The 20,979-nt window shown below is 33.6% G+C and carries 11 protein-coding genes; 10 read left to right on the top strand and 1 reads right to left on the bottom strand.

Annotation, left to right across the window (positions count from 1 at the left end; translation table 11 throughout):
* Positions 1-825: 825 nt before the first annotated feature.
* The 8 genes from AC4G3L_RS03635 (at position 826) to AC4G3L_RS03600 (ending at position 18,506) form a co-directional block, all read left to right on the top strand.
* Complete coding sequence (locus AC4G3L_RS03635; protein ID WP_491075612.1) at positions 826-1,428, top strand: DUF1819 family protein; 603 nt, start codon at positions 826-828, stop codon at positions 1,426-1,428.
* A gap of 2 nt (positions 1,429-1,430) precedes the next feature.
* Positions 1,431-2,018 (top strand): DUF1788 domain-containing protein, encoded by a 588-nt coding sequence (locus tag AC4G3L_RS03630; protein WP_491075611.1) that lies wholly within the window; start codon positions 1,431-1,433, stop codon positions 2,016-2,018.
* 18 nt (positions 2,019-2,036) lie between these two features.
* Entirely contained in the window at positions 2,037-5,621 is a 3,585-nt protein-coding gene (gene brxC, locus AC4G3L_RS03625; RefSeq protein ID WP_491075610.1) for a BREX system P-loop protein BrxC, read from the top strand.
* Between the two features lie 52 nt (positions 5,622-5,673).
* The gene (gene pglX / locus AC4G3L_RS03620; protein ID WP_491075609.1) at positions 5,674-9,177 is read left to right on the top strand and encodes a BREX-1 system adenine-specific DNA-methyltransferase PglX; all 3,504 of its coding nucleotides are present in this window, start codon (positions 5,674-5,676) and stop codon (positions 9,175-9,177) included.
* Positions 9,178-9,252: 75 nt separating this feature from the next.
* Complete coding sequence (gene pglZ, locus AC4G3L_RS03615) at positions 9,253-11,814, top strand: BREX-1 system phosphatase PglZ type A (protein ID WP_491075608.1); 2,562 nt, start codon at positions 9,253-9,255, stop codon at positions 11,812-11,814.
* A 21-nt stretch (positions 11,815-11,835) separates the two neighbouring features.
* A complete protein-coding gene (gene brxL, locus AC4G3L_RS03610; RefSeq protein ID WP_491075607.1) occupies positions 11,836-13,866 on the top strand; it encodes a protease Lon-related BREX system protein BrxL in 2,031 nt (676 codons plus the stop codon).
* A gap of 103 nt (positions 13,867-13,969) precedes the next feature.
* Positions 13,970-16,054, top strand: a complete 2,085-nt coding sequence (locus AC4G3L_RS03605) for an McrB family protein (protein WP_491075606.1) — start codon at positions 13,970-13,972, stop codon at positions 16,052-16,054.
* A complete protein-coding gene (locus AC4G3L_RS03600) occupies positions 16,029-18,506 on the top strand; it encodes a DUF2357 domain-containing protein (protein ID WP_491076230.1) in 2,478 nt (825 codons plus the stop codon). The genes AC4G3L_RS03605 and AC4G3L_RS03600 overlap by 26 nt, the downstream gene beginning before the upstream one ends.
* Before the next feature lie 631 nt (positions 18,507-19,137).
* Here AC4G3L_RS03600 and AC4G3L_RS03595 read toward each other — a convergent pair.
* Complete coding sequence (locus tag AC4G3L_RS03595; RefSeq protein WP_491075605.1) at positions 19,138-19,296, bottom strand: hypothetical protein; 159 nt, start codon at positions 19,294-19,296, stop codon at positions 19,138-19,140.
* Positions 19,297-19,446: 150 nt separating this feature from the next.
* Here AC4G3L_RS03595 and AC4G3L_RS03590 point away from each other — a divergent pair, with 150 nt between their 5' ends.
* Both AC4G3L_RS03590 and AC4G3L_RS03585 read left to right on the top strand, forming a co-directional pair.
* Positions 19,447-20,025, top strand: coding sequence for a DsbA family oxidoreductase (locus AC4G3L_RS03590; RefSeq protein WP_491075604.1), 579 nt, complete (start codon positions 19,447-19,449; stop codon positions 20,023-20,025).
* Between the two features lie 87 nt (positions 20,026-20,112).
* Positions 20,113-20,946, top strand: a complete 834-nt coding sequence (locus tag AC4G3L_RS03585) for a transporter substrate-binding domain-containing protein (RefSeq protein ID WP_491075603.1) — start codon at positions 20,113-20,115, stop codon at positions 20,944-20,946.
* Positions 20,947-20,979 lie beyond the last annotated feature (33 nt).

Here is a 20,979-nt window from a genome sequence, read left to right as displayed (position 1 = left end):
CGATATATTTAAAAGTGAAATTTCACCATATTATCGAAGAGGATAAAGATGATTAAAAGCAGGTATTCATAGAAGAGATACATGTAGTCAAGTTATCTACTTGCAACGACCAAATTTCCAAAATAAGTGGAAGAATCAGCATTCCTTGCATGTTGAGCGAGACTTAAACGCTAACACAAAATGATATTAAGAGGCTGTTTAGTTGTAATAGGAATTTAAAGAAAAGGCAGCAGGAATTCTGTTCTGTGATGACCCGATGTATTGTTATTGGTAAGGAAGAATCAGATGTAATGAGTAACAATGTCTTGGGATTAATAAATCAACAATCAGAACTATAAAGTGGTATTCAAGATATGTTCTTATGAAGGATAATCCCTGTATAACTTTTTTGTGCTTTTTTATTGTTCTCTTTTCACCATAAGAGAAATCTTGTTGAAATTTTCCGAGGTTAGGTCCCATTCTCTGATATTGACGATCAGCTTACTGCCGACATTGTTAGAGGCATTATATAATGCTTTTTTATTGTCCTGTTCACTGAAACTGAAATAGTGAATAAGTATCCGTCCATATGGCAGACATCACAAACTTACTGATTCCGTAGGGAAATGGAGATTACAGATAAAGCAAACCTTAATTTAGTTTTATTGAGACTTCCTCTGTTAAATACTGCATAGCAATCGAGTGAATAATCATTATAATTTAGTTGTGTATTTTATATTTTTATAAAATTTTTAATCATTACATTTTTAGTGGAGATTTATATTATTATTCAGTTAATGTTACAATAGAATAAATCTTAAAAGTGGACCAAAGGATTGGGTGTATATGGTAAAAACTCAAGGATATAAATCAACAATTAAATCCAGACCTTTCTTTTATTTAGAAACAAAAAAGATTGCGGAGCTGTTATATCAAGGGTGGAAGGTGTTTGAAATTAAAGATAAAGCAATTCATGAAAATATATTCCAGGTAAAAACTGAAGCTCGAAAAAAGGAAATTGCATCAATAATTTTAACCCGATTAAAAGATTTGGATCATTATTTGCTGAAGAAAATTGCATTTGGTGATTCAGAAACAAGTAAAATGCTAGTTCTTTATTCAATCATGAAAACAGACAGATTGTTTTTTGAGTTTATGTATGAAGTGTTTCGAGAAAAATCAATTCTTAAAGAACAGTATTTAACGGATAAAGACTTTAATATTTTCTTTGATTCAAAAAAGCAACAAAGTGACAAGGTTGCTTCTTGGGAAGACTATACATTCTATAAATTAAAACAAGTTTACATCCGAATACTTCATGAAGCTGGGTTATTAAAAAATCAGAAAGGTGATCGAGAAATAAACAGAACATATCTGGATTATGATGTTAAACAGTACTTAAAAGATTTAGGTGACCAACTATATATTGAAATATTAGCAGGTGAGTAAAAATGAAAACGAGAAGTATTAACGAGAGGTTAGATGAGATTTTACCAAGGATTACTGAACCCTCATTTAGGCAAAGTATGGGCTTGGGAAATGAGATTGGCTATCATGTTTTTGATTATGATCCTAAGTATGAAATGTTGGTAAGGGAGCACGTTGCTTATATAAAGGAAAGAGTTAATACCAATAATTCTGATATATATATTAGAGAATTTGATTTATATGAAGTTGTGCTTGAAATTCTACAAGAAAAGGGATTTCTTGAAAAGAATTTCGAGATGGAAAATAAAAAGGGTAGTGATTTTGTTTTAAATGCGACAAAAAAAGCACTACGCTTAACATTAAATAATGATTTAGTTGTTCAATTCATTTCTGAACGAGTTAAGGAAAATGATATTGTATTCCTGACGGGGATTGGCAAAGCGTTTCCGATCATTCGTTCGCATACCGTGCTAAATACATTGCAAAAAAAAGTTGATCAGGTACCTGTAGTAATGTTTTTTCCTGGAAACTACAATGGTCAGGAATTAGTCCTTTTTGGGGAAATTAAAGATGACAATTACTATCGTGCTTTTCAGCTAATAGATAAGTAATTATATGGGGGGATTATTGTGCAAATACAAAAAATGTTTGACAAACCAATACACCGCGATATTAAAGGTGTTGTAAAAGTTGGTCAAGATGATGAAAAAAATATTTATCAGGAATTAGAAGAATATGTTGTAACGAATGAGCTTCATAAACATATCGGAGATTTCTTCCAATCTTATAAAAAAGGAGTTAGGGAAAATACAGATAAAGTAGGTGTGTGGATCTCTGGTTTCTTCGGAAGTGGTAAATCGCATTTTTTAAAAATCCTTTCTTATCTTATTGAAAATAAAGTAGTTAATGGTAAAGAGGCAATAAGCTTTTTTGACAAAAAAATTCAAGATCCGATGATTTTGGCTGATTTAAAATTGGCTGGTGACATTACAACAGACGTAATCCTCTTTGATATTGATGCAAAGAGTGAATCGGACTCTAAGGCTGATAAAGATTCAATTGTAAAGGTTTTAAATAAAGTGTTTAACGAGATGCAAGGTTTTTGTGGCTCTATACCATGGATTGCTGATATTGAACGAAAAATGGCTAAAGATGGGCTCTACGAACAATTCAAGGAAACATTTAAAGAAATCTCAGGGAACAGTTGGGAAGACTCAAGAGAAGATTTTTATTATGAAGAAGATTCAATCATTGATGCTTTATGTAAAACCACTAAAATGAGTGAAGATGCAGCAAAACATTGGTTTGAACTTGCAGAACAGGAATATTCCATCAGCATTGAGAAATTTGCAAAAAGAGTAAATGAGTACATTGAAGACAAAAGAAAACAACCTAATACAAAAGATCACCACGTCGTCTTTCTAGTAGATGAAGTAGGGCAATATATAGGCGATAACTCACAATCAATGTTAAATTTACAGACTATTGTTCATCAATTTGGCATTCATTGCAGTGGGAAAGCATGGATTGTTGTAACGAGCCAAGAAGATATTGATTCCGTATTAAGTGTAAAAGGAAACGACTTCTCCAAAATCCAAGGGCGTTTTGATACAAAACTTAGCTTGTCTAGTGCTTATGTGGATGAAGTTATTAAAAAACGTATTCTAATAAAGAATGAAGAAGGTAAAGCCACCTTAAAAGAAGTTTACCGACAAAAAAGTTCAATACTAAAAAACCTATTTGTGTTTTCACAAGATACAGCAGAAATGAAAACATTCTCTTCCGAAGAAGATTTTGTAGATATTTATCCGTTTATACCTTATCAATTTAATCTTCTTCAAAAAGTTTTTACAGGAGTTAGAATTCATGGAGCATCGGGAAAAAGCTTATCTGAAGGGGAACGTTCTCTTTTAAGTGCGTTTCAAGAGTCTGCCATACGATTTGCCGAGCAAGAAGAAGGTTCATTGGTCCCATTTTCAGTGTTTTATGAAACAATAGAGGCTTTCCTTGATTCATCAATTCGAACCGTAATAATTCACGCAAAGAAAAATTCACGTCTAAAAGAACAAGATGTTGAAATCTTAAAGCTGTTGTTCCTTATCAAATATGTTAAAGAGATGCCATCCAATTTAGAAAACCTATCTACCTTAATGATTAATCATATTGATGTTGATAAGATAGACTTGAAAAAGGAAATGGAAGCATCGCTTTTTAGATTATCAAAAGAAACTTTAATCCAAAAAAATGGCGATGAATATATTTTCTTAACCAATGATGAACAAGATGTAAACCGTGAAATTAATAATATGTATGTTGATACAGCTGAAGTAATCCAAAAAATCGGAGAAGAAATATTTGGTGGGATTTATTCTGACAAAAAATATCGCTATTCATCAAGATATCACTTTAGTTTTAATACTATCATAGATGATCGGCCAATAGGAATACAGACTCATGATATAGGACTAAAAATCATTACACCCTTTTATGAAGCGGCAGCTGACTTAAACCAATCAGAACTCAAGATGTTATCCATGCGCGAGAATAATGTCATATTAAAACTACCAGCTGACACCTCCTATCTGGATGAAATGGAAAATGTATTAAAAATTCAAGCATATCTAAAAGTGAAAAGTGGTTCTTCTGTTTCTCAAGCAATAGAGGACATTAAGATCAGAAAAGCAAGGGAAGTGACCGAAAGAAAAGATCGGGTTATAACACACTTAACTGAAGCGTTAAGAGTAGCAGAAGTATATGTGAATTCACAGCAACTTGAAGTAAAAGAAAAAAATCCAATTGAAAGAATTAATGATGCATTCACTTCCTTAATTGAGAACTTATTTAGTAAGTTGAATTATGTCAAAGAGTATGTAGATACAACAAAACAGCTTCAAGATTTACTACAAGAAAATACAACACAATTAACTTTGACCGGTGATGATGAGCCAAATAAACTAGCTCTTCAAGAAGTAAATAGTTATATTGACAGACTAACTTCTCGTAAACAGCAAATTACAATCAAAGGAATAACCACATACTTTTCAAAACAGCCATATGGGTGGAATGAACTAGATACAACAGCAATAGTAATCAAACTTTTTAAGGGTCAGGAAATAAAGTTAGAATTAAACCAGTCAATCTTAAGCACATCAGATCGTGACATTCTGAATTATTTAACTAAACGTGATTATGTTGATAAAGTAGTCATAAAAAAGAGGGAGAGAATTCCTCAGAATTTAATTAAATTAACTAAAGATATTATTAAAGATATGTTCGGGATTACAGCTGTGCCAAGTGATGAAGATGGACTAATAGTTCGTTGTAAGGAACTATTACAAAAAGAACTGAATGAAATTAACTTATTGTTAGTAAATTACAGAAATAAAGTATATCCAGGACAGGATATTATAATCCGAGGGAAGGAACCAATTGAGAAATTATTGCCTATTTTAGACACAGGAAGTTTTTATAAGCAAATAAAAGAGTTTGAAGACGATTTACTTGATTACGCAGAAAAAGTCGGTGATGTGAAGGACTTCTTTGAAAACCAAAAAGAAATTTACGATAATGCTGTTAGACGCTTAGACATCTTTGAGAATAATCGTTCTTATGTTACGGATAAAAAGGTTCGAGATATAATTGATTCAATTGAAAAAATCGTCAAAAATAGAAAACCATATGATAATATTCAAAAATTACCTGGATTGTATAAGGACTTTGACGATCTCTTCGTTGTTTTGTTAGAAAAAGAATGTGAACCAATTAGTAAAGCAATTGATCAAGATCTCGCAGTCGTGATGGATGAGTTATCTAAAGATCTAAGTCTAAAAGAAAAGTTCAGTGAAACATTTAGAATTCGTTTTGTAGAGTTAAAAAACCGTCTAGAACGTGTAAATAACTTTTACGAAGCAATTGCTATGCAAACGGAAAGTGACAGATTGAAGGTACGTTGTATTGATGAGGTCAATAATGAAATCTCAAAACGTACACCACCAAATGTCACTCCTCCAATTCATCCACCGGTTGGGACAGGTGGTACAACAATTATTGAACCACCGACTGGATATAAAGAAACAAAAACAATTAGTAAATCCACTGTTCTTCGTGGTACTAAAACAATTGAAAATGATGATGATATTGAAAAGTTATTGAATGAATTACGTATAGAATTAAAACGAGAATTAAAAGAAAATACTATTATTAAGCTTGTATAGGATATAGGGGGAAGTTGTATTCTCCCTTCCTTAGAATGAGGGAGGTTTATGAATGAATAAATCAGCAATTAAAAACTTTGCTGTTACGGCACGTATCAAATTAATGGAAGCCATTGAACAAAAATCCTATGAACTCGGGATCACAAAGAAAGAAATAAAAGTACCGGAAGTATACAAAGAAGGTTTTCGCGTTAATGATAAATTTTTTAAAAATTACCAGATGAAACAGCGAGATAAGCTTTTACAAAAAATCAAAGAGCAGGGATTCGAACAAGTAATTGAGGAAGTAGCATATACATGGTTTAACCGGTTTATTGCAATTAGGTTTATGGAAGTGAATGAATACCTCCCAACAGGAGTAAGAGTCCTTTCATCCATAGATAGTGAAAAAGTAGAACCTGATGCTGTGTCAGACGTATTGACCATTGCTGATGAACTAGAACTCGATTCAGAGGTTGTTTACCGTTTGCAAGATGAAAATAATTCAGAGGAATTATTTAAATACATATTAGTAAAACAATGTAACAAACTTGGTGAAATTATGCCAATGATGTTTGAGCAGATTGAAGATTATACAGAGTTACTATTGCCGGACAAGTTATTGTCTGAGGGGTCAGTGGTTCGTGATTTAGTATCGATGATTAATGAGGAAGATTGGAAAGAGGAAGTTGAGATCATTGGGTGGTTATATCAATATTATATTTCTGAAAAAAAAGACCAAGTATTTACGGACCTAAAGAAAAACAAAAAGATTACAAAGGAAAATATACCTGCTGCAACTCAATTGTTTACACCTAAATGGATAGTCCAATACATGGTTGAAAATTCATTAGGTCGATTATGGCTAGAATCACGTTGGGACGAAGAGCTTGAAAAAGACTTAAAGTACTTTTTAAATGAAGGCGAACAATCTTCAGATGTCAAGGATCAATTAAATAGAATTATTAAAAAGGAAATCTCCCCAGAAGAGATAAAGGTGTTAGATCCGTGTATGGGTTCAGGACATATTTTGGTTTATGCATTTGATCTTCTATATAAAATATACCTTAGTGCTGGGTATTCTGAAAAAGAGATTCCTTATCTTATTTTAGAGAAAAATCTTTTTGGGTTAGACATAGATAATCGAGCAGCTCAACTTGCTTATTTTGCTTTAGTCATGAAGGGAAGAAGCTATAACAGAAGATTTTTTAGAAAAAATTATAAGTTGAATATTTGTTCAATTCAAGATAGTAACGAAATTAATGAGGCAGCTGTAGAATATTTCACTTGTGATTTTGTCAAAAAGAGTGATATAGAAACTCTCCTTGAAGTTTTTAAAGATGCAAAAGAATTTGGTTCAATAATTGATGTACCAGAAATAAAGTTTGAAGCGATTGAAAAAAGATTAAACGAATTGATACAAGAAGAATATGTTACTGATGTATTTTCTATGGGGTATAGGGATTCAATTATCAATAATCTACCCAATATATTAAAACAAGCAAAAATAATGTCCTTGAAGTATGATGTTGTTGTAACAAACCCACCTTATATGGGTAATAGAGGTATGAACAGCACCTTGTCTGATTACCTTAAAGAAAAATTTCCTGAAACAAAAAATGATATGAGTACTGTATTCATGGATAAATGTCTAGATCTATGTAAATTGAACGGTTTTATGACGATGATTAATATACCTTCATGGATGTTTTTATCGACATATGAACCACTTAGAACAAGAATTATTAATAGTCAAACAATTGTGAATATGTTGCATCTTGGAAGAGGGATTTTTGGTTCTGATTTTGGTAGTACAACCTTTGTACTTAGGAAAAGTATGCTAAGTAATTATAAGGGAACTTATCGGAGACTTTTCACACAACAAGGCTTAGTTGACAGTGTTGATAAAAAAGAGCAATGGTTTTTAGAGGGATTTGGAAAACATGAATTTTTGCAATCAAATTATAAGATTATTCCTGGGAAACCAATTGCTTATTGGGCAAGTGATGATGTACTTAAAACTTTTCAAAAAGGGAAATCAATTGAAGAATATAGTACTTTTACAGGTTCAGGTAACAAAACTGCTGATAACTCTAAGTATTTAAGACTTTGGTGGGAAATATCAAATGTTGAGATTGGACCGAATAGAAAATGGGTTTTTTACTCTAAAGGAGGAAATTATAGAAAACATTATGGAAATCTTGAATATGTTGTTGATTGGTCCGAGGAAGCAATTAACTTTTATAAAAACAATAAAACATCTAATTTGTTGGATAAAAATTATTGGTTTCAGGAGGGAATAACATATAATCTAATCTCTATAAAAGGGACATCTTTTAGATATTTACCGCCTGATTGTGTTTTTGATATGGGAGGACCTACTATTAATTATTTGGACCATCTATTATATATCCTTGCTTTGTTTAATAGTAAGGTTGTGGCGTTGTATTTAGGCTTATTAAATCCAACAATTAATGTTCAGGTTAAGGACATCAAGAACATTCCAATTATTATTGACAACGAAAAGAAGGCAAAGATTGAACATTTAGAACAAGAAAATATTAATATTACAAAATGGGATTGGGACTCTTATGAAACTTCAAGAGATTTTATATGCCATCCATTTATGAAATACCGGGAAAATGTAAAAATAAGTGATTCCTTTAACTCCTGGAATGCTGAAACAAATAGAAACTTCATTCAGTTAAAACAAAATGAGGAAGAAATTAATAAGCTATTTATAGATATATATGGTTTACAACAAGATTTAACACCTGAGATAAGTGAAAAGGATATAACTATTAATGTTTCTAACCTAGAAAATGATATAAAATCATTTTTGTCATATATAGTTGGTTGTATGTTTGGAAGATATTCTTTAGAAGCTGAAGGAATTTTGTTTGCTTCGACAGATACTGAAATTAGTAAGGAATCTTCTTATACTATAGATAAAGATAATATCATTCCGATTACTGATGATGAGTATTTTGAAGACGACATTGTTAGTCGTTTTATAAACTATGTACGGATTGCATATGGTCAATCCACTTTGGAAGAAAATCTTGATTTCATTGCAGATGCTTTAACAAAAAAAGCAAATGAAACATCAAGGCAACGCATAAGACGTTATTTCGTAAAAGAGTTTTATAAAGATCATCTTCAAACATATCAAAAACATCCAATTTATTGGTTGTTTGACAGTGGTAAAAATGATGGGTTTAAAGCTCTAATTTACATCCACCGTTACGAAATTGGTACAGTTTCAAAAATAAGAACTGACTATTTACACACGATGCAACGGAAATATGAAGCAGAAATTTCTCGATTAGATTTACTCCAAGAATCCGATATTTCTACACAAGAAAAGACAAAAGCTAAGAAGCAAAAGGAAAAATTACAAAAACAGTTATTAGAATGTCAACAATATGATCAAGTGATTGCCCATGTTGCTAATCAAAAAATTGAAATAGATTTAGACAAAGGTGTAAAGGTGAACTATGATATATTTCAAAATATTGAAGTACCTCAAGGCGATGGGAAGAAAGTATTAAAAGCAAATTTATTAGCAAAAATTTAAGTAATCTATAGAACTATTATAGCTTCGGCAAGGTTTCTTGCTGGAGCTATAATAAATGTTAGGTTGGTGTTATAAATGAATCTCAAGGAAGTTACCAGGGTATTAAAAAATACTTTTAATAAGGAATTAACAGAAGGAAAGAAGCGTCATATTGTATTTTGGTATGATGAAGAGGGCGAATTTATTGACGATATTGACAGTCTGAATCTTGAGAATATAAGGATTTGGAAGTTAACCCTTAATAATTTATTTGCTACAAAATTTGAACTTGAGAAAATAGATCCTAATTCACATTTCTTAATCTATGCAAATATGGGTAAACCTAATCCAAGAGAAGACTGGCTACTTGATGTCTATAAATATAGTTTCGAATTTGCAACAGATAAAATCACAGTAATTATGAGGGACTTAGGTGTAACAAACGATTCACTTCGTCCTGTATTTAAGAAGTACACGAAGTTTTTCAATAATAAAGATCGTTATACAACATTCCAATCATATGATATTCAAGAATATACCGAGGAAAAGATCGATATAGCTGTCCTTTCAACTCTCTGTAAGAATCACATTAATAATCTTGATGAAGTAGTTAAGACCTTATTTAAAGAACTGAATCATTACGAGAAAAAGGTGTGGGAGAGCATTCGAAAGTTTGGTGATGAGGATAGTTTTTGGAATTTGATGGAGAAGCATTATTACTATTCATTAAATGAGCGCTCCATTAAAGTCTTGTTTATTTTCTTTACCCTTACAAATATTTCTGCCTCTTTGAATTTTTCACTTCCTAATACATGGACAAAGTATATTTCTAGTCGCCCTACAAATTGTATTGTCCTGATGAATCAGTTTATGAATAACAAGACAGATCGGTTGGAATACAACAAGCTGGCCATAGAGATTGAAAAGATGGTTAAGGTTAGTGACTACATTGATGAATGGGAAATAAAAGATTATATAAAAACTGATGTATTTCAAATCTTTGATGAGAAAATCATAAACTACATCTCTACCCAGCTAAAAAATGATATTCATCAGTATGATTCATATATTGATTTGATTTCTGAACGACGTACACTACACTGGTACCCTGAGTTTAAATATGAGTATGAATCATTAATTCAGGCAATTCATTTACTTAAAAAGGCATATGATCTAGACTTTTTTATTCGTCAACAAAGCCCATATGAAATGTTTAAAGAATATAGCGAAGATTATTATAAAATAGATACAGCATATCGTAAGTTTTATGTGGCGTTTGATAAGCTTGAAAATAAGGAACGATTATCACCAATTAAAGAAAAAATTGAAAATGCATATACGAATTGGTATGCAGATGAGCTTTCTATTAAATGGTGTAATGCAGTTGAGGGCGAGTTAAAGGATCACTGGACAATTACTGGAATGGAACAACAATATGAGTTTTATAAATCAACTATTCAACCATATATAAATAAAGGTGAAAGGGTTTTTGTCATAATTTCTGATGCTCTCCGATTTGAAGCAGCAAAGGAATTAAGTGAGCTTTTAAATAATGAAAGAAAAGGTTCGACGGAAATCGTAACAATGCAGGGCGTATTACCATCCTACACCGACCTCGGAATGGCCGTACTTTTACCTCATAAACAAATTACATATCTAGATGGTCGAGTAGAAGTAGATGGTATAAGGGCATCTGGTACAGAAAATCGAAATAATATCTTACAGAAGTATGTAAATGATTCAATAGCTCTGCAGTATAGAAACATTATTGATATGAACCGCCAAGAACTTCGTGAGACCATATCTGGCAAAAGGCTTGTTTATATTTATCATAATTCAATTGATGCTAGAGGAGACAATGCCGCAACAGAACGGGAAGTTTTTGAAGCTGTGGAGGATACTTTTGTAGAGATCCGATCATTAGTAAATCATCTAGTAAATAGTGTTAGTGCATCCAATATTGTCATTACTGCTGATCATGGTTTTATCTATAATAGAAATCCATTGCATGCTAGTGATAAGGTAATAAAAAACATTGATAATGCAATAATTGAGAAAAGGCGATTTGTGTTATTAAATTCGGATGCGAATGCATCGCTTGAAGGCACTATGAAGTTTTCCATGAACTACATTTTAAAAGATGAAAAAAAAAATATAATCGTCCCAAGAGGATCTAATCGCTTTTCAGTTCAAGGAGCAGGATCTAATTACGTTCATGGTGGGGCTATGCTGCAAGAAATCGTTATACCTGTCATTAAGTTCAAAAATGACCGCGGGAAATCAGGAAAAAATGATGTTAGTAAAGTTGAGGTAAAGCTAACAAGCATTTCTAGAAAAATCACAAGTATGATTACATATTTGGACTTCTTCCAAACAGTAAAAGTCGAAGATAAAAAGAAGCCACTTAGACTTAAGATTTATTTTGCTGATGAAGAAGGAAATCGTCTGTCAAATGAAAATATTATCATTGCAGATAGTAAATCATCAAAGCCAGAAGAAAGAACTTTTAAAGAAAAATTTGTGTTTAAAAATATGACTTATGACAAAGTGAAAAAGTATTATCTAATTTTAGAGGATGAAGAAGAGTCAGTTGAGAATGTTTATGACAAAATACCATTTACAATTGATATCGCCATATCAAATGATTTCGGTTTTTAGGAGAAATGCGGGGTTGAGATAATGGAGGATTTAAACAAAAAGTTAAATGAATACTTTGCAGGAAAAGTTGTACGTAAAGACCTGACCAAGAAAATCAAAGAGGGAGCGAATGTTCCTGTTTATGTTTTAGAATATTTGTTAGGGATGTATTGTGCCACTAATGATGAAAATAGCATTCAAGACGGCGTTGAAATCGTCAAGAAAATCCTTTCAGACAATTTTGTTCGTCCTGATGAAGCTGAAAAGGTTAAATCAAAGATAAAAGAGCTTGGTCGATACACTGTCATTGATAAAATCACAGTAAAATTAAATGAAAAAAAGGATGTGTACGAAGCTGAATTTTCAAATTTAGGCTTAAAAGGTGTCGCTATTTCATCTCATTTTGTTAAAGAATTTGATAAACTACTTGCTGGTGGTATTTGGTGCATTTTGAAAATGGAATACTTTTTCGATGAAGAACAGAAGGGAGCAAGTCCATTTAGTATCGAAAATATTACCCCTATTCAAATGCCAACCATGGATCTTCAAGAATTATTTGACCAGCGAAAATATTTCACAAAAGAGGAATGGATTGATGTTCTAATTCGTTCGATTGGAATGGAACCTACTCAGCTTCAGGAAAATGTGAAATGGCATATGCTATTACGTCTTGTTCCTCTTGTTGAGAATAATTATAACATGTGTGAATTGGGGCCAAGAGGTACGGGGAAATCCCATGTTTACAAAGAGATTTCTCCAAACTCTATTCTTGTCTCGGGGGGGCAAACAACAGTTGCAAACCTATTTTACAACATGTCCTCTCGTCAAATTGGACTTGTTGGGATGTGGGATTGTGTTGCTTTTGATGAAGTAGCAGGAATCACGTTTAAAGACAAAGATGGGATTCAAATTATGAAGGATTATATGGCTTCTGGTTCATTCGCAAGAGGTCGTGAGGAAAAGAATGCGAATGCATCAATGGTCTTTGTTGGAAACATCAATCAAAGTGTTGATGTTCTATTAAAAACCTCACATCTCTTCGATCCATTTCCTGAATCAATGGCTTATGATTCGGCATTTTTTGATCGTATGCATTACTATCTTCCGGGTTGGGAGATTCCGAAGATGCGACCGGAATTTTTAACAAATGAATACGGTTTTATTGTTGATTATTTAGCAGAATTCTTCCGGGAAATGCGAAAGAGATCTTTTTCAGATGTTATAGAAAGATATTTTCGTTTTGGTAACAATTTAAATCAACGTGATGTAATTGCAGTGAGAAAAACGGTATCAGGTATGATTAAACTTTTATACCCCAATGGAGAATTCACTGTTGAAGAAGTGGAAGAAATTCTTCGTTACGCTCTAGTTGGAAGAAGACGTGTAAAAGAGCAGCTTAAGAAAATTGGTGGCATGGAATTCTATGATGTTAACTTCTCTTATATTAATAATGAAACCATGGTAGAAGAGTTTGTGTCTGTACCAGAACAAGGTGGCGGCAAAATTATCCCTGAAGGTTTAGGCAAGCCAGGACATGTATACACTATTGCACGTGGGAAATCTGGCATGATTGGTACTTTTAAAATTGAAACTGAAGTTGTTAGTGGCAGTGGAAAGTTTGAAAGAACTGGACTTGGAACTGACCGTGAAGCTAAAGAAAGTATTGATACAGCTTTTCGATTCTTCAAGGCAAATAGTAAAAATATTAGTGGTTCGATAAGTACTACTTTGAAAGATTATTTGATGCACATACAGGATATACATGGTATTGGATTAACAAGTGAATTGTCACTTGCAGCCTTTCTTGCATTGTGTTCGGGGGCCATGCAAAAGCCAGTACAAAGTCAATTGGCTGTTCTTGGAGCAATTAGTATTAGTGGTACTATTAACAAGGTAGAAGAGCTAGCTAACGTCTTACAAGTGTGTTTTGATTCAGGTGCCAAGAAGGTTCTATTACCAATGGCATCTGCAGTTGATATAGGGACGGTACCACCAGAACTTTTTGCTAAGTTTCAAATTAGTTTTTATCAAAGTCCAGAGGATGCTGTATTTAAGGCTTTGGGTGTTGAATAGTTTTTACTCTTTTTAAGCTATACAGTTTATTATAAATGTATAGCTTTTTTTTATTCTCGATATGATTATGATACTAATAAATAGAATCTGGATGGTGAGACAGTTGGAGAAGCAGGTACGCAGTTGGTCAAAGCCAAAGGATAGAAAAGATCTAATTGGGCGAAAAAAGATAGATTGGTCTATGTTTGTTAATGGAACACATATACCCAAGGAATTTCATGAGGATTTTTTTGAGGCGAATCAAGAAATATTAGCTCCTGGCGAAAAGAGAGAGGTTAAGTTATTAATTAATGATCAATCTTATGAAGTTGTTTTAGTAAATATACCTAGGAAGGATGAAAATTATAAGCCTGCTTTGCAACTACGGTTCGATCAAAATAAAGAACTGAAGGAATTAATGAAACAATTATACAAAAAATCGTATGAATATATCGTTTCAAATAAACACCCTGATAAGAAGAATCCAGTGATAACTCCACAGGAGATAGAAGAATTTATCGAATTTTATAAAACAGAAAAAACGTATGTTTATAAAGTTAACATTTTAAATAGAGTAGAAAGTAGAGGTATTAACTTTTGGTGGGTTAACCAAGGAAAAACGTATAATCATGAAAGAGACGGAGGATATTTGTGGGCTCCACAGAAGTCCAAACAAGGTATACCTTTAGCTCATCACGTGGACCTTGCTAAGGCACAACCTGGTGACTTGGTATTTTGTTACTCAGATTCTGAAATAAGGGCTATTGGTTTGGTAGAACAGAAAGCTATTAAAGCACCAAAACCAGCTGAGATTGCGAGTCATGGGTGGCAAGTAGACGGCTATCTATTAAAGTTAGTCTATCATTCATTAACATCAAATTTACTTAAAAGTGAATTGCCTGTAGAGTGGAGAATTAATGAAAAGGGTCCATTTGATGTTAATGGGAATGTTAAACAGGGATATTTCTTTTCTGTATCAGAAAATTTTGTTGGACTGCTATTCAATAAATTTCAAGATCGTTTTCCAGATGAGATTAAGAATAAGTTAATTCAATACAAATTACCTGTTGATGATAGCCATGATAGAGAAGGGGGAAGCTCCTATATGTCTGTTAAAGAATTGACAACCTACATCCATACCTACATCCAAAATAAAGGCTTTCTTTACAGTCCGGAGGAAGTAAAGAATCTATTCCTATCTTTGAAATCCAAACCATTTGTTATTCTATCCGGAATATCCGGTACGGGTAAAACAAAGATGGTGCAATGGTTTGCTGAGAGCCTGGGAGCGAATGAGGTCAATGGACAATTGGCGATTATCCCAGTCCGACCAGACTGGAATGATGGTTCAGACTTATTGGGATATGTGGATATTAAAGGTGAATTTAAAGAAGGGCCACTTACAAAGGTAATTCGACAAGCTACAGATCATCCGAATGATCCTTATTTTGTCCTGCTGGATGAAATGAACTTGGCAAGGGTGGAACACTATTTTAGTGATATTCTCAGTATTATGGAAAGCAGGAAGTGGAAAGATGGTAAGTTAATTACCTCTCCTTTGTTATCAAAAGATGCTACAGGCTATGAAGAAGACTTGTATCTACCTTCTAATTTATATGTAATCGGGACAGTAAATATGGATGAAACGACTCATCCCTTCAGTAAAAAGGTGCTTGATCGGGCGAATACGCTTGAGTTTAACAGAGTAGATCTTTCTAATTTTTCCTTCCTCGAAGATTTGGGAGAGACAGAGCCCATGCCTATTTCTAATCAAATGCTTGAATCTAAATATCTACATTTAAAAGATGTTTTTAAGGAATATGAAGATCTAGTCAGAAAAACAACAATGGTTTTGGAAGAAATCAACAAGGAGCTGCAAATTGCCAACGCTCACGTTGGGTATCGGGTCAGAGATGAGATTTGTTTTTACCTTGCCTATAATGAAACTGGAGATTTAATGGAGTATGAGCAGGCTCTGGATTATTGTATTCTGCAAAAAATACTTCCGCGGATTTCAGGAAGTGATAGCCGGCTTGAGACGTTATTAAAAGGACTATATCGTATATTCACCCAAAGAGAACTGAATGATAATCAGGAGAATCTAAGCCTGATAGATACAGAAAATGCCCTATATCCTCAAAGCACAAGAAAAGTAATCGAGATGCTTGGGAGGTTAAGAGATGATGGCTTTACCTCATTCTGGGTCTGATGAAATAGAATTAGTGAAGATCGAGCATTGTGACTTTTCGTTGGTCATCAAAGGCAAACCTTTTCACGAACGGTATGAAGGGCTAAAGCAATATCGGAGTATGGACTATCATGATTTGATGCATTTTTCGGCATTGGGTGAGGGCTTGGAGAGTGTAGAAGTATTCGATATCGAAACGATGCAGCTATCTAAAAATAGCACTTTAAGACCAATCTTTTTTGAAAATGGGACATACCTTGTGATGATTGTTCCAAAGAATAATCAAGAGGTAACGTTTTATCATGAGCATCCATTACTACGGAATGCTGTTACAAAAACGGAATTACCAATGGGTTCCTTCCTTATGGGAAATCTCAGTTTTCAAAATGAGGTGGGACTCACCAATTTTGAAATCCGTTCTTATGATAAAACGTTACTGAGAGTAACTCTTGAAATTTTCCCTACAAAGCTGGATTACCGGAAAGATTATGAACGTTTACTGGAAGAGGTTAACGAAGAAATCTATAATTTAGCTTTTCATTTTATTAAAAAGACGTATCTGCAGGCCGGGATTAAACTAGATGGGAAACCAAGTCAAACAGAGTTTTATCAATTAGTCAGAAAGCATTTTAACCAATTTGTCCAGGCTATTATTCGAATTGAGCAACAGCCACATCACAAATTAGAGCAAAGATACCATCGTGTCCGTGGAGACCAATTGAGGAAAACCGATTCTACGACGAGAAAGTATCTTCAAAAAAGGGCTCATTTGTGGGTGGAAGTTCAATCTGGAATACCCATTCATAATCGACAGCTTATGCCAACAGAAGGATTAGTAGGTAAGAAAGAATTACGCTATGATACGTTTGAAAATCGGTATATCAAATGGTTAATGGGAAGGCTTATTGATAAATTGGAAGACTTGATACAGGCGATATATAAACTGGAGAAGAACTGGAATAAAGAGCCTGATGCTGATTTATTGAATCGTCTCAATGACATGAAATTAACGTTGGATAAGAGAATGAAAAACCCTTTTTGGCGTTCGATTCAACGATTGGATCGCAATATGAATGTGAGTTTGGTTCTTCAAATGGCACCAGGTTACCGGGATGCTTTTCAATTATATCTTATGATTTCCAAGGGCCTTATTCTCCGCGGGAACTATTATCAAATGTCTGTTAAAGATGTGGCTCTTCTCTATGAGTACTGGACCTTTATAAAATTAGGACAATTACTTGGAAAAAAATATGAACAAATTGATCAGGATATTGTGAAAGTAAATCGCAATGGGCTATTCGTCAATTTGGATACAAATAAGACTGCAAAGCGAACCTTCCGTCATCCTGTTACTGGTGAGCAGATTGAACTTGTTTATCAAAGCTATACGGGAAAACTGCCCACACTCTCGCAAAAGCCTGATACTATGCTAAGTATTCAGAAGAAGGGCAAGGAGTTTGATTACCAATATATATTCGATGCCAAATATAGGGTGGAGTATGCGCAGGCTGGCAGTTATTATGGAAGCAAATATCAAACACCTGGACCTATGGAAGAAGATATTAATACGATGCACAGGTACCGTGATTCCATCGTAGCCATGAATAAAGGTCCTTATGAACGAACTGCTTTTGGAGCTTATGTCTTGTTCCCATGGCATGATGAAGAATCTTATAAAGATCATGCTTTTTATAAAAGTATTGGCTTGGTAAATATCGGAGGGCTACCATTCTTGCCGAACACAACTGATATGGTTGAACAATTTGTGGAACGGTTAATTGAAAAAAGCCCAGAAGAATTACAAAATGAAGGAATCCTACCAAGAGGTACTAAAGAAGAATGGAAATCTTCGTTGGTGGAGAAGGTTTTGGTTGGTTTAGTACCTGATCAATTATCCTATACAGATTTTATACGTTCCAGATCATATAGAATACCGATTTCTTCTCTGAAAAAAGGATGGCAGGAAGCAAAATATATTGCTTTGTATTTAAAAGAAGGAATTACTAGCCAAAAAGGGATTAAAGAGTATGGACACATTCAGGATATAGAGATTCAAGATGACTATATAGTCTACTTTATTAATGCTTGGAAGGAATTAAGATATCCTATTAGACCGGTTCGATATGGAATTGGCACAAGTATGATAACCAGTTTCACACAATTGATGGAAGCAAATGAATTACCGGAACTTTATTTGAAATCAAGAGAAGAAATGATTTTGTGGAAGATGCTAAGGAGAGTTTCGGACCGAATTCAAATTAGTTTGGATCATGAAGAACTTGATAAAGCTACGGCTGTGAGTGATTTTACATTTAAGGATATACAAGCTGTTTTAAATCAGGAAAATCAAGAGATAACTTTTAATAAAGGTGAGTACCATGAAACTGTTTCATGGTCAGAATTAAAAACTCACCCTACATCGGTATTTAAATTAATACTTTCATTATTAGATGAGAGATTGACTAAGTTCTGAGTCAGTCTCTTTTTCGTTAAGTTGATGCACTTTTCTAATAGGCTGTTTTCGTAAAGATTATTGCTTTCTGAATTGATGTATGAAACAGAATATCTTTACATATACCAGCATAATTAAGTGTTGATAACTCTTGAAGTAATATTTTCAGTATTATAATATGTTAAAATAATAAAAAGTTATAAAAGTGAGGACTAAAATATGTTTAAAAATCCATCTATATGGACAATTATTACAGCCATTATAACTGCTATGGTTTATATTGATGTTTTTTTCTTGAATTATATTTATTCACTATTCCTGTAGCAGTTGTAGTTGCTATTATTTCCATAATTATATCAGTTGTGCAAAAAAGATATATTTATATATTTTTCAATTTACCATTAGCTATCATTGCATGTATGTGTTATGTCTTATTTCCTTGGTAAAATTTGCTCTTTAAAGGATGCCTATTATGGGTGTCCATTTTTAGTTGGCTTTATTGTTGTTTTTAAATAGGTTCAGTGAATATGAGCAGTATTAAATGCTGAAGGAAGCTTTTGAAGCAAGGCTCCTGCTGGGATAGATGAGACCCCACAGGCACTATACGTCGAGGAGGATCAGCACCCGCCACTCAGAAAGTAAGGAATGTAACTCAATTTTGTTCATAAGCAACAAAGTTTACGAAAACAGCCTTTCTAATCACATATTGATTTTCTTCTAATTCACCATAGCTAAAGTTATCGAGGACGATAGTTTTGTATCTTTCTAAATCCATCATTTCTACGTGTATGAAATCTTCTATAAAATCCATTCAACCTTTCTCCTTTTTTATCCATTTATTCACATTTTAATCCATCATTTTGTAAATGATCCTATCATAAGTGAATGCTCTATTTCTTTTAACTTTCAAAATATTTTGCTAAAATATTGTTTTATAACCAAAATAAAGGAAGCGAAACCTATGAAGAAAGAACTTACCGTGTTTTTTGATTACAATTGTCCATTTTGTTATGTGGAGTCGATTCGACTTCAGGATTTGGTGGAGGAAGGGGTCGACATAAATTGGCGTTCTTATCAAAGACCTGAAAATGCGAATCCGCCAGAAAAGCCTGCTGATTATGGAGAACAGGTGCAAGCCTTTTTGAAAATGCTGCGGGAAGAGAAGGGGATGAAGATTCAATCTCCGCCAGAAAAAGCCTCAACACTTTTAGCCCATATTGGCGGAAAGTATGCATTGGAGAAAGGAAGATTTCCTGAGTATCAGAGTCATATTTTTAAAGCGATTTGGCAGGATGGTCAAACAGTGGATTCAATGGATGTGCTGATGTCGATTGCCCGTACATTGGAGTTTAATGAAGCAGAATTTAGGGTTGCTTTGGAAAATACCTATTATCGTCAGTTTGTGGAGAAGGATTTACAAGAGGTGGAGGAGCGCAAAATCTGGACAATTCCGTATTATATAGGTGTGACATCTAAAATAGAAGTCTTCCATTTTAATGAAATACCTTCTTTGGACCAAATTGGAATATTAGTGGATTAAAATTAGTGTATTTTCAAATTATTGATTAAATTTACAATAAATGATATATTCTAAACCTAGTATTTTAATGGGAAAAGAGGGGTACGAGTGAAAGCATCCAGAAAAGCTGTATTTATACTGCTATTATTAGTGACTGTGGTACTTGCTGCGTGTGGTCAGGACCAAAAGGGTGAAAAGGCCAGCCAATGGGGAGAGATTAAAGAGAAGGGTACATTGGTGATTGGTACGACTGGTACATATTATCCGATGGATTATAAAGATCCGAAAACGAATGAATTGACTGGATTCGAAGTGGAGATTGCGAAGGAATTTGCTAAACGATTGGGATTAAAAGTAGAGTTCAAAACGATGGAGTTTGATGGAATTTTGCCAGCGCTCCGCAATGGGCAAATTGATTTAGCTTCCAATAACTTTACGATTAATGAAGAGCGGAAAAAGAAATTTGACTTTACTGCTCCATACAAGCATTCCTATGGAACAATCGTTGTACGAGCGGAGGATCATTCAGGCATTGAGTCAGTTGAGGACTTCAAAGGAAAGAAATTCGGCGATTCACCAACGAGTAACTTCGCTGATTTTGCCAATAAGAACGGAGCGGAAGTGATCTCTTATACGCAGGGGATTGATACGATTCTTCGGGATATCGGTGTGGGACGAATTGATGGCGTTCTCAATGACCGATTAATGCTTGAGATTGCGATGGAGAAAATGAAGGATGATAAGCTTACTATCCTTGAAGATATTAAATTCCAGCCGAATGTTGGGGTTATGGTCATGAAGAAGGATTCGCCGGAATTGAAAGAAAAGATTGATGGTGAAATTAAGAAGATGCTAGAAGATGGGACGATTAAAGAACTATCGATGAAATATTTCGGTATGGACGTGACTCAGAAAGTGGATGACAAAGATATCATCCAATAATGTGAACGTTATATTTTGGTGAAAAAAGGAGTC

The sequence above is a fragment of the Bacillus sp. z33 genome (assembly GCF_058313615.1).
The sequence above is the reverse complement of the archived record's forward strand: the minus strand, read 5'-3'. Positions and strand labels throughout refer to the sequence as shown.